Origin of the sequence: Teichococcus oryzae, from assembly GCF_008386565.1 — a bacterium.
In the GTDB taxonomy this organism is placed as follows: domain Bacteria; phylum Pseudomonadota; class Alphaproteobacteria; order Acetobacterales; family Acetobacteraceae; genus Pseudoroseomonas; species Pseudoroseomonas oryzae.
The window spans coordinates 1-11212 of record NZ_VUKA01000040.1 but is presented as its reverse complement, the minus strand read 5'-3'; the positions used below and the strand labels follow the sequence as shown (position 1 = coordinate 11212).

At 66.5% G+C, this 11212-nt stretch carries 12 protein-coding genes and 1 pseudogene; 3 read left to right on the top strand and 10 right to left on the bottom strand.

Annotated features, from left to right (window positions below):
• Nucleotides 1-416 precede the first annotated feature (416 nt).
• Both F0Q34_RS21020 and F0Q34_RS21970 read right to left on the bottom strand, forming a co-directional pair.
• Nucleotides 417-1016: a substrate-binding domain-containing protein gene (locus tag F0Q34_RS21020; protein WP_370751318.1), complete on the bottom strand. Its 600-nt coding sequence runs from the start codon at nucleotides 1014-1016 to the stop codon at nucleotides 417-419.
• Between the two features lie 26 nt (nucleotides 1017-1042).
• A complete protein-coding gene (locus F0Q34_RS21970; RefSeq protein ID WP_161600986.1) occupies nucleotides 1043-1207 on the bottom strand; it encodes a hypothetical protein in 165 nt (54 codons plus the stop codon).
• A gap of 104 nt (nucleotides 1208-1311) precedes the next feature.
• Here F0Q34_RS21970 and F0Q34_RS21015 point away from each other — a divergent pair.
• Both F0Q34_RS21015 and F0Q34_RS21010 read left to right on the top strand, forming a co-directional pair.
• A pseudogene (locus tag F0Q34_RS21015) lies at nucleotides 1312-1608 on the top strand (IS30 family transposase); the annotation flags it as partial.
• 267 nt (nucleotides 1609-1875) lie between these two features.
• Nucleotides 1876-2793 carry a c-type cytochrome gene (locus F0Q34_RS21010; protein ID WP_149814334.1) on the top strand — a complete coding sequence of 306 codons (918 nt, stop codon included), beginning with the start codon at nucleotides 1876-1878 and terminating at the stop codon, nucleotides 2791-2793.
• On the opposite strand, the gene F0Q34_RS22410 is transcribed toward F0Q34_RS21010, so the two are convergent.
• The 8 genes from F0Q34_RS22410 to F0Q34_RS20970 form a co-directional block, all read right to left on the bottom strand.
• Complete coding sequence (locus F0Q34_RS22410) at nucleotides 2790-3338, bottom strand: c-type cytochrome (protein ID WP_241665617.1); 549 nt, start codon at nucleotides 3336-3338, stop codon at nucleotides 2790-2792. The two genes, F0Q34_RS21010 and F0Q34_RS22410, sit on opposite strands and share 4 nt — an antisense overlap.
• Nucleotides 3322-4212 carry a cytochrome c oxidase assembly protein gene (locus tag F0Q34_RS21000; protein WP_149814333.1) on the bottom strand — a complete coding sequence of 297 codons (891 nt, stop codon included), beginning with the start codon at nucleotides 4210-4212 and terminating at the stop codon, nucleotides 3322-3324. Before F0Q34_RS21000 ends, F0Q34_RS22410 begins: the two co-directional genes overlap by 17 nt.
• Complete coding sequence (locus F0Q34_RS20995; RefSeq protein ID WP_149814332.1) at nucleotides 4209-4541, bottom strand: hypothetical protein; 333 nt, start codon at nucleotides 4539-4541, stop codon at nucleotides 4209-4211. Before F0Q34_RS20995 ends, F0Q34_RS21000 begins: the two co-directional genes overlap by 4 nt.
• Nucleotides 4538-5140, bottom strand: coding sequence for a cytochrome c oxidase subunit 3 (locus F0Q34_RS20990; protein WP_149814331.1), 603 nt, complete (start codon nucleotides 5138-5140; stop codon nucleotides 4538-4540). Before F0Q34_RS20990 ends, F0Q34_RS20995 begins: the two co-directional genes overlap by 4 nt.
• The gene (gene ctaD, locus F0Q34_RS20985; RefSeq protein WP_149814330.1) at nucleotides 5137-7062 is read right to left on the bottom strand and encodes a cytochrome c oxidase subunit I; all 1926 of its coding nucleotides are present in this window, start codon (nucleotides 7060-7062) and stop codon (nucleotides 5137-5139) included. Before ctaD ends, F0Q34_RS20990 begins: the two co-directional genes overlap by 4 nt.
• Complete coding sequence (gene coxB / locus F0Q34_RS20980; RefSeq protein WP_149814329.1) at nucleotides 7059-8063, bottom strand: cytochrome c oxidase subunit II; 1005 nt, start codon at nucleotides 8061-8063, stop codon at nucleotides 7059-7061. Before coxB ends, ctaD begins: the two co-directional genes overlap by 4 nt.
• Nucleotides 8060-8479, bottom strand: coding sequence for a c-type cytochrome (locus tag F0Q34_RS20975; protein ID WP_241665616.1), 420 nt, complete (start codon nucleotides 8477-8479; stop codon nucleotides 8060-8062). Before F0Q34_RS20975 ends, coxB begins: the two co-directional genes overlap by 4 nt.
• Nucleotides 8480-8595: 116 nt before the next feature.
• Nucleotides 8596-10287, bottom strand: a complete 1692-nt coding sequence (locus tag F0Q34_RS20970; protein WP_456316255.1) for an outer membrane protein assembly factor BamB family protein — start codon at nucleotides 10285-10287, stop codon at nucleotides 8596-8598.
• Nucleotides 10288-11033: 746 nt separating this feature from the next.
• On the opposite strand from F0Q34_RS20970, the gene F0Q34_RS22695 reads away from it, so the two are divergent.
• Nucleotides 11034-11212: MHYT domain-containing protein (locus F0Q34_RS22695; RefSeq protein ID WP_370751316.1), on the top strand; the 179-nt coding region annotated here is incomplete at its 3' end.

The following is an 11212-nucleotide window of genomic DNA, read 5'->3' as shown; positions in this document are numbered from 1 at the left end:
ACGCTCCCCGCATCCGGTGGGCAAAGACGACCAGGATGGCGCTGAAAATCGGGAAGCTCGAAAGCATGACACGACTTGCGGACCAACCCACACAGCGGCCGCGGTGAGGGTCACGACAAGCGCCGTCACTCCCGCCATGCGGGCTGGCAAATCCCACCAGGTCGCGACCACAGTGCCACCCGGGTGCTCGCGATGCGGAAGGAAGCGTGCTGACACCGCGCAGGCACCCAGCACAACGGCGAAGGAGCCATAATGCGGTAGCAACACCGCTTGCACGAAGGCCGACCGCGGCAGTGAGGCCGAATACCGCGTTATCAGGTAGGTCGCCGTGGAGGGGGAGGAAGGCACCTCCTTCAAGCCGCACGAGATGAATTGATTGTCGCGCTGAAACGTTGCTGCTGATCATCCACACGACCTCAGCTGCTTTCCCGCAGCACCAGCTCATGGCCCACATCGTAGCGGGCCGGCGCTTCGCGGCCCTCAGCGCGATCGAGGATCAGCCGGGCGGCGGCTTGGCCGATCTCGTAGCCACGGGTCCGCACTGTGCTCAACCGCGGCACGATCTCCGCCGCGATCTCGAAATCGCCATAACCGGCCACAGCCAGATCCACTGGCACCCGGATGCCATGGCGCTGGCACTCGAAGATCAGGCCGGCCGCGAAGACATCGGTGCTGCAAAAGATTGCGTCCAGCCGCGGCTCGCGCATGCGCAACGCCTCCAGTGCCAGCCTGCCGCCCCTGAATCCGCTACGCTCCTCGGCATGGAAAAGCAGGTCGTCACTTAATCTGGCCTCACGCAGGGCACGCTGGAAGCCTTGCTGGCGTTCCAGGAAGCGGCTGTTCTCGGCCGGGGCGTAACCAGCATAACCGATATGTCGATATCCCCGCGCGATTAGATGGCGGCCCATCGCAAAGGCGGCGGCGCCGAGATCGAAGCCCACTGCCATGTCGATGATCGGCGCGCTGAAGATCCAACTTTCCACCACCGGTAACCTAGCTTGACGCAGCAGCGTGATACTTTGCGGCAGATGGGCATCGCCCGTCAGTACGATGCCATCCGGCCTCGGCCCAGCACCGCTTGCAAGCTGCGCAACTCCCGCTCTGGCGTGTCGGCGATGGCAAGCAACAACTCGTAGCTACGAACCGTCAGGGTGTCGCTCAGCCCCTGAACGGTGCGGGCGAAGCTGGAATTGCGGATGTGCGGCAACAGCAGCGGGTGCAGCCATTGTGGCAGCGGCCGTCCTGCCGCGCGTCCAGCATGGAATGCGTAGTTGATGCGCTGGTCGGCCAGTCCAGCAAGTTCCGCGGAGGCTGATGTCGTCGCTGGCCTGGAACTGCGGAATGAAGCTGGCCCAGCACAGGCGTTTCGCCGTTGCGGTGGATGTTGCGGTGTACTTCTGTGATCCTCGCAGCCCCTGGCAGCGGGGCAGCAACGAGAACACCAACGGTCTTTTGCGGCAGCACCTGCCCAGGGGATCGGATCTATCCGTGCACAGCCAGGATGATCTCGACGCGATCGCGCTGCGGCTCAACACCCGGCCGAGAAAAACCCTTGGCTACCAGACACCAGCCGCTACCCTTGCACAAGCCGTTGCGCTGACCGGTTGAACCCACTGCGCTTCCATCGGAGCATCTCCGTTTATTGCGGTTTCTAAATAACCATAAGCACTGCTCACTAGCTGGTAGATATATCAAGTATGCTGTTTAGTATGCCTTCCGGAGGAGCGGGATCATCGGCATCCACCTGCCCGATGGGAGGGCGCCCCGCATGCCGCGGCGCCAGTGGCGCGTTCATGGAGAGCCAGGGCCAAGGCTCGCGAGGGAAATACTATTACCGGATGCGGTCGGAACGGCTTCACCTGTTGCAGGACTCGCATGCTCCGCATTCTCGTCTTCGTCGCCGCAGTCCTCATCCTTTGCGGCATTGGCCTCGCCTGGGCGGTGACGGCGCCCAGGCCGACCTTCGGGGAGGCGGATGCGGCCCGCTTCGAGAATGGCGATCCCCTCCGGGGAAAGGTCATTTTCGATGCGGGGCAATGTTCCTCCTGCCATGCCACGCCGGGGCAGGCGGATCGGTTGCGGCTGGGGGGCGGCCTCGCGCTTGGCTCGCCCTATGGCACCTTCCATCCGCCCAACATCTCGCCCGACCCGGAGCATGGCATCGGGCGCTGGCGCGGCCTTGACCTGGCCAATGCGATGCTGTCCGGCGTCTCGCCGGATGGGCAGCACTATTATCCGGCCTTTCCCTATTCTAGCTATGCGCGCATGCGGGCGGAGGATGTGCGGGACCTCTGGGCCTATCTGCGCGGGCTGGAACCGACCCCGGAGCGCGCACCGCCGCACGCGCTTCCCTTTCCGCTGACCATGCGCCGGGGCGTGGGCTTCTGGAAGCTGCTGTTCCTGGAGCAGGGGGCCGTGCCCGAGGACCCGTCGCGGAATGCCGCCTGGAATCGCGGCCACTACCTGACGGAAGCGATCGCGCATTGCGCGGAATGCCATTCCACGCGAAACCTGCTCGGTGCCATCAGGCCCGAAACGCGCTTCGCCGGCGGGCCTGACCAGGAGGGGACGGGCTATGTCCCGAACATCACGCCGCAGGCCCTCGGGCATTGGTCGGTGGAGGATCTGGTCGAGGTTCTGACAACCGGCCGCACCCCGGATCTGCGCGTCGTGAAATCCTCAATGGATGATGTGGTCAGGAACATGGCGGCGCTGCCGGAGGAGGACCGGCGCGCCATCGCCACCTATATCCATTCCCTGCCGCCACGTCGGACGCCAGGCTTCTCGAACTAGCGCGCGTAAAGGAAGGCGGCCACGTTCCGGGCCTCGGCCTCGGTGATGCCCGTGGCGGGCATGGCCGTGCGGGGCGAAATTGCCCGCGGATCGACGATCCAGGCGATCATGGCCTGCGGGCTGTTGCGGGCCACGCCGCCGATGAAGACACGCTCCCGCATGTCGGTCAGCGGTCCGGCCACCTTTCCATCCGCGCCAGGAACGCCGGGAATGGTGTGGCAGCCGCCGCAGCCATAGCGCGTCATCAACTCCGGGGCGCGGCGGGGATCGCCACCGGTCAGGGCGACGGCGACTTCGTGCCGCTCCCGCCCCTGCATGAAGGTCCAGGCGCCCAGGCCAAGTCCCGTCAGGAGCAGGAAAGCCAGGGCGCTCCAGGCGGTGGCCCGGAAATGCCATTGCGGCGGCGTCGGCGGGCCGATGGCGTCCCCGGGCGGAGCGCTGCCTGGTGCCGGGCCGGGGCCCGGCCGGAAGGCCAGCCACGCCAGGAGAAGGGCCAGCAGCCCGGCCCCGGCCAGCTTCGCGCGGCCATCAGGAAGGAACCGCATCATCCGCCCTCCAGGCCTTGCCGGGGCGCCGCAGCCAGGCGGCGAGGAAGGCAAGGGCCGCCGCGGCATAGACCGTCCCGGCCGGAACCCACATGATAAGCCCGGCCAGTTGCTGGTCCTCCAGCGGGGTCAGGCCCCAGAGGCCGGCCTGGGCAGTCTGGGCACCATACAGCACGCGCGACGCGAAGGTCAGCAGCGCGCCCAGAAGCCCCGTATGCAGCATGGTGATGGCGATGTGCAGGGCGGCCGGCCCCGGCTCGCACCGCCGGACCAGCGCCCACCAGAACAGCAGCGCGGAAAGCAGGAAGCTGAGATGCTGCAAGCGGTGGATGTCCACATGCCGCACCGTGGCATCGAAAAGCGGCGGCGCATGCCAGATCCAGATGGCCAGCCCGTGCAGGATCGTCGCCACCACCGGAACCGTCAGGAAGGCCCATGCCCGGCGCAGCGGCCATGCCTGCCCCACCCGCCAGACCGGGCGGCGCAGGGCCGCGGGCAAGGCCCAGGCGAAGGCGCCACCCGGCCGCGCCAGCACCAGCAGGGGGGCCGAAACCGCCATCACGATCTCATGCTCCACCATGTGCCAGGTGAACAGCCTTTCCCCGAACCAGTGCAGCGGGGACAGCAGGGCACCGGCCAGGCTGAGCCAGCCCAGGGCATAGGCCCCGGCCTGCCGGACCCCTATCCCGCGCCCGAAGCCGGCCCTGCGCCAGAGCCGCAGCGTGCCCCCGAGATAAAGCGCGAGGGACAGGAGCAGCGGCGCCACCACCCAGGGATCGAAGGTCCATTGCGGCCCGTGATCCCCGCCTCCATGGGATTGGGCAGCGCTGGCGGCGAGCAGCATTCCCAGCACCGGCAGGAAGGCGCGGATCATCGTTCGCACCCCGTCAGGACCAGGGTGGCGCCGCCTTGCAGCAGCAGGGCAAAGGCGAAGATGCTGCCCAGCAGCGCGCAAACGGACCCCACGAAGGCGGACGGCCCCCCCTTGCCGCCCCGGAACCCCGATGCGCGATAGGACAGGAAAGCGCCCAGCAGCGCGAGGGCGGCGCCCAGGAAGGTCGCCAGCGTGCTGAAGCGGAAGCCGCCGCTGCATTCGGGATAGGCGAGGATCTGCCCGAGTTCCATGTTCACGGCCCAGATGCCCGGCCCAAGAAGGATGCCCGCCACAGGCATCAGGTGGCGCCATGCCGATGCCGCCGTCATAGCCGCGGCACTCCATAGATGCAGAGATAGATGGGCAGCCAGGTCAGGACCACGAAATACCAGTAGAGCGCGTTGTCCTGCGCATCGCCGTAGCGGCGCTTGTTGTCGCCATGGCGGGTGAACATCACCGCGGTCAAAACCAGCGTATCCATCACGTCGGTGAGGATATGCGCCGTGTGCAGGCCGAGCAGGATCCAGAGGATCGAGCCATAGGCATTGCTGTCCCAGGAAACGTTGAGCGCCGGAAACTCCCATATACGGACAATCAGCGGCAGGATGCCGGCCACCGACATGATCACAAGGCCGATCCGCACCTTACGGAGATCCTGCGCCTCCGCCCAGCGCCCCACCAGCCAGTTCGGGATGGCGCTGAGCAGCAGCAGGGCGGCAATGATCGTGCCGGGCCAGGGGTCCGGCGGCGGCGCGCCCAATGGCCATTGCGGCGCGATGCTCGCGAGGTAGAGATAAACGGCAAGGGCCAGGACGAAGCCGATACCCTCGATCAGCATGAAGGCCAGCGTGCCCCACCAGGTCTGGCTGCTGCTGCCGGCGCCATGCAGCGGCAGGCCGGAAAGATCGGCGACGATGCGATGCTTCATGAATCGTCCTCCGGCGTGCCGCGCGGCCAGAACCAGCCGATCAGGGTGATGGTGAGGGGGATCGCCCCCCAGACCACCGCCCAGGGCGTGAAGATGGAGGCGACGAGCATGACGCTGGTCGCGATGGCCGCGAAGAAAGGCCAGATGGAGTTCTGCGGCGAGGTTTCCCGCACTTCCGGCGTGGCGTTCCCCATGCCGGTGATCAGCAATTCCCGCCGGTTCACGGCCAGGCCCGATACAACGGGCAGGCTGCCCTTCTCGTCCCAAAGCGGGCTCGCGCTGGTCACCACGGGGATGCGGACGAAGTTGTAGGGCGGCGGGGGCGAGGATGTCGCCCATTCCAGGGTCGAGGCCTCCCAGGGATTGTCGCCGGCTGGCTCGCCATGGCGCGCGCTGCGAAAGATATCGATGAAGAAGAGCAGGAAGCCCGCCGCCATCGCCACCGAGCAGAGGCTGACGAAGAGGTTCATCCCGCCCCAGCCCATCTCGGCCGGGTAGGCGTAGATGCGCCGCGTCATGCCCTGCAGCCCCAGGATATGCATGGGGAAGAAGGTGAAGTTGAAGCCGAGGAAGAGCAGGCCCGCCACCCAGCGGCCGATGCGCTCGCTCATCATCCGGCCGGTGATCTTCGGGAACCAGTAATAGATGGCGCCCAGCAGCGGGAAGACCGCGCCGCCGACCAGCACGTAGTGGAAATGGGCCACGACGAAATAGGTGTCATGCACCTGGGTGTCGAGCGGGACGGAGGCCACCATCACGCCTGTCATGCCGCCCAGCACGAAGGTGAAGAAAAACGCCAGGATGAACAAGAAAGGCACGCGGAAGGCCGGGCGGCCTAGCCAGATCGTCGCCAGCCAGCAGAAGATCTGCACCCCCGCCGGGACGGCAATGGCCATGGAGGAGGCGGTGAAGAAGCTTTCCCCCAGCCTCGGCAGGCCGGTGGTGAACATGTGGTGGACCCAAAGGCCGAAGGAAAGCAGGCCCATGGTCAGCAGCGCCATCACCAGCGGCAGGTAGCCGAAGATGGGCCGCCGCACGAAGGCCGGCAGCATGGTGGAGATCATGCCCACCGCCGGCAGGAAGATGATGTAGACCTCCGGGTGGCCGAAGAACCAGAAGAGGTGCTGCCAGAGCAGCACGTCCCCGCCTTCCGCCGGGTTGAAGAAATGCGTGCCCACCAGCCGGTCCAGGATCAGCATGGAGCTGGCCGTCACCACTGCCGGCATGGCCATGATGATCATGAAGGCCATGACCAGCCAGGCCCAGACGACGAGCGGGATGCGGTCCAGCGACATGCCCGGGGCGCGCTGTTTCAGCACCGTCACCACGATCTCTATCGCCACGGCGAGGGCGGAGATCTCGGTGAAGGTGATCATCTGCGCCCAGATATCGGCGCGCTTTCCGCTGGAATATTGCGGGCCGGCGAGCGGCACATAGGCGAACCAGCCGACATCCGGCCCCATCTGCAGGATGAAGGCGATCCAGAGCATGCTGCCGCCGAAAAGATAAACCCAGTAGGAGAAGGCGCCCAGGCGCGGAAAGGCGATGTTGCGCGTGCCCACCAGCAGCGGCACGAAGTAAATGGCCATCGCCTCCATCACCGGCACGGCGAACAGGAACATCATGTTCGCGCCGTGGATGGTGAAGACCTGGTTGTAGAGATCCGGCGAAAGGAAGCGGCTTTCCGGCTGCGCCAGCTGCAGCCGCATCAACATGGCCAGCACGCCGCCCAGAGCCAGGAAGACGAAGGCGGTGACGATGTAGCGCCGCCCGATGATCTTGTGGTCCACCGTGGAGAGCGCATTGACCAGCCCGGGCGGGGTGCGCCAGATCCGGGCCAGGCGCCGCTCCAGCGCATCCGGCTCCTGGCCCGTATCCAGCGCGGTGTCGCGCAGGTCGCGGTCTTCCGGCGGCCGCGTCATCGCAGCCTCGCCAGATAGGCCGAGACGGCCTGCAATTCCTCGGCCGTCAGTGGCACCATGGGCATGTTGTTTCCAGGCTTGACCGTTTGCGGATCGGCGATCCAGGCCGCCAGCGATCCGCGCGTGGTGGGCAGCATGCCGGCGGCGATGGTCTGCCGCCCGCCGACATGGGTCAGGTCCGGCCCCAGCGTGCCGGCGGCGGCCGTGCCGCGCACGGTGTGGCAGGCGCCGCAGGCCTTGCTCTCCATCACCTGGCGCCCCGCCTCCTCCTCCGGCGTCATGGGCGGCGCGGCTTCGGCGATCTGCGCCTCGCGCCAGCGCTCGAAATCCGCGGGCGCCTCCACCACGATCCGCAGCGCCATATGGGCGTGCTGGATGCCGCAGAACTCGGCACATTGCGCGCGGTAGGTGCCAGGCTCCCGCGGCGTGAAGACCAGCACGTTCTCCCGCCCCGGGATCATGTCCTGCTTGCCGGCCAGGTTCGGCACCCAGAAGGAATGGATCACGTCCGCCGTCGCCAGTTCCAGCCGCACGGGCCGCCCCACCGGCAGGTGCAGCTCATTGGCGGTGAGGAAAGCCCGGTGAGGCGCAGAATCGGCATAAAGGACTTCCCACCACCATTGATATCCGCGCACCCGGATGGTCAGGGCTTCCGGATGCTCCTCCGCGATGCCGCGCGTGGCGAGATAGCTGGCAAAGGTCAGGCCGGTGATGATCACCACCGTGGCGGCGACGGCCGCGCCGATGGCAACGCCGGAACGGCGCTCCGACCGCGCCTGTTGCGCCTCCGAAATCCCGGCCGGATGCCGCCGCCGCCAGAGCGCCGCGGCCAGCACCAGCAGGACCGCGCCCCAGACCGCCGTGCAGGTGATGGTGAAAAGCCAGAACAGCCCGTGCAGCTCCTCCGCCGTGCTGCCGCGCGGGTCCAGCGCCGATTGCCAGCCCGAGCAGCCGGCGAGTGGCAGAAGCAGGAAAAGATGTGGCAGGCGGGCTGTATTCATGGGCTGGGCCGTGTCGTATGGCCGGCCTGGGCCGGCGCCCGGTTCTCGGCCGGGCGTGAGTGCATGGCGTCGTTGCGGCTGGTGGAGGCCAGGCTGGCGGTGGAGGCGCCAAGCGTCTGGAGATAGCCGGTAAGCTGCCAGATCTGCTCCGTCGTCAGCTTGTCCCGGTAGGGGGGCATGCCGTTCGGGCGGCCGTCGCGGATGGAAAGGAAGATCGAGACAGGATCGGGGCCGTAGCGCCACCAGCCATTCATCAGGGCCGGGCCGGAAGCCCCGCCCCCATCGGCATGGCAGCCCTGGCAGTTGAACCATTCGAAGAGCCGCTTTCCCTGCGAAAGCTGATAGGCGTTGTTGCGGAAGGCATCGCCCTGCGCGGCGATCACGTCATGCGGGCGGCCGCTGATGCCGTTGGGCATGACCAGGACGGCGCCTTGGGCTTCCGCGATGGGAGGAGCGAGGCGTGCTTCCCGTTCCTCCCGCTTGCAGCCGGCAAGCAAGGCCAGGAATGCCAGAAGGGCAAACCGGGAGGCCATCATGGCAGACGGAACAGGTAAAGGATGGAGGATGGATCGGCAGGATGCGGCAAATCCCGCAGCACATTCGCCAGGCCGCTTTGCGCCGTCGCGTCGCGCCGGTCGATCTCGGCTTCCGGGCCGTCGCCGCTGCCGGCGAGAACCGCGAGCCAGGGCCGTCCATCGGGGCCCGTAAACGCCAGGGGCTGGCTGACGATCCCCGAAGCGGCCTGGAAGCGCCAGATTTCGGCGCCTGTCCGCCCGTCAAGGGCCTTGAGCACCCCATCGACGGTGCCATAGAGGACCAGCCCTCCCTCCAGCGCCAGCACGCCCCCTGAAAGTGGAAAGCGCTCCGGCACCGTCCAGGCGGGCCGGGCGGCGGCGAGATCCCAACCGACCAGGGCGCCCCTTACCGCCTCCCCCTCCGCCGGGCGGAGGCGGATATTCGCGCCGGTGAAGCCGGTGCCGGGAATGTGGTTCGCGTTCCGCGCTTCCATATCCATGCAGAGCCGGCGAGACGGGATGTAGAGAAGCCCGGTTTCCGGCAGGAAGGCCGAGGCGCCCGTCACGGCGCCTGGCCGCGCCGGGCAGATGTCGCGCGTCATCAACCCGCGGCGCACCGCCTTGTCCGGGTTGCGGATCAGGGTGGCCGTGCGGCGATCGACCCCCGCAGTGGCGTTGACCGGCGCGAAGGCCTCGGCCGAGAGAAGCTCGCCGCTGCCGCGGTCGATCACGTAGACATGGCCGTTGCCATTGGGATGCACGAGGAGCTGGCGTGGACGCCCCTCCCATTCCCTGTCCAGCAACAGGCTCGGCGCGGCGGCACCAAGGGCATAGAGGTCATGGGTGTTGATGGGCAGGAACCACCGTGCCATGCCGCTTCCGGCATCCCGCGCGAAAAGGCCGGAGGTCCAGCGGTTGTCGCCCTGGCGCTGGTCCGGCACCCAGGGCGCCGGATAGCCCGTTCCATGGAGGATGAGCCCGGTTGCCCGATCCTGGAGGATCGGGCCTGGCACGGTGCCGCCCCCCCGTTGCCACGCCGAGGGAGGCCAGGAAGCGACACCACGCTCCGCCGCCCCGTCATCTCCGTGAACAGGCCGGAACTCCGGACCGATGCCCACTTCGCCATCCGGCCCGGTGCTGTAATGGCGCCAGAGCATGTGGCCATCCGCGGCATCCAGGGCGGCGATCCAGCCCCTGACGCCGAAGCGGTCCCCGGCATTGCCGAGGAAGACCGCATCGCCTGATGGAAGGGGCGCCGCGGCCAATGTTTCCCCCAGCGACGGATCAGCCACCCGTGCCGCCCAGATCACCCTGGCGTTCCCTGCATCGAGGGCGATGGTCCGGCCATCAAGCGTGTTGAGATAGAGGCGCCCTCCGGCGAGGGCCATCCCGCCCCCGCCCTTTCCGCAGCACGCATGCCCACGGGCGGCGCTGTCGGCTTCCGGCTGGAATCGCCATTTGACGGGAATGCGGGGCTTGGCGAGGTCGAGGGCGTAGAGCGTGTGGGGGAAGCCTGTCATCAGGAACAGGGTATCGCCCTGAACAATCGGCGCTTCCGTCACCCGTCCCGGATGGCCCGTCCTGAAGGTGGCAGCAAGTTCGATCCGGCTGATATTGCCAGGGTTCAGTTTCAGGCCGGTTGCAGAGGATGCTTCCTGTGCGGTGGCTTCAAAGGCCTGATCCTGGGCTATGGTCACGAACAGAGCCATGCCAAGGGCGACAAGCAGAACCTGAGCTGAAGTGCCCCGCCACCCGCCAGCACTGGCGATGTTGTCCCGGGACCGTCTTGTTCCGTGACGGAAAGCAGAGAAATTGAGCCGAAACTGTCCTGTGAAAAGCACCCAGGCCCCCGCGCCGTTCAATCTCCTGAACGGCAGAGCAAAGCGCCAGCGCAGAGAAGGTTCCATCAAGTCGAACGGCCAAGCCAGAGGCCGTCCTCATCTTCAGGTGGCCTGCACGGGCCTTTCTTTGGAAGGCCGTGGCAGACAGGATCTCCGCCGCTGTTCGAAGCAGGGCGTCAATGCGAGAAACGCTGGATCAGCGCGCCGCGTGATCCAGAATCCTTTAAGAAAAGCTGGCAGAAATCATAGCCTGGGCCTTATCAGGTGTGAGTGGCGATATATTGTTGCTATGGGCGCAGCTCCGGCGGCCACTCTGTGGCTAGCCAATGCGGATGTTGTTCAGATTGCCGATCTTTCTGCTGTTCATAGTCCGCGCATCAACTGCCTTTCGGACACTCCTGCCGATGAGCCATCTGCAATAATTCTTCAGGCTGGCGGAGCGGATCTCCTCTCATTGGTTGCCGTTCTAAGCTAATATATGGGAATTGAACGATTTCATTGGCGCAACTATGAATTGAATTATCAAGGCCAAGTCCGGGTTGTCCAAGAAGCCACTCCTCCGGCGGGGCGCCCAGGCTTCACTGGGAGGAAAGCGCTGCTTGAATAGCCATTTGATGTTTGGGAGCCAGGACCCGCTCCTCGTCACCTTGTCCATCACGGTTGCAATAGCCGCCTCCTTTGCAGCGCTTGACCTGGCAGGACGAGCGCGGGCAACAGCGGGCCGCTGGATGGGCACTGCCTGGCTTGGCGCCGCCGCCCTTGCCTTGGGCGGAGGCACCTGGTCCATGCACTT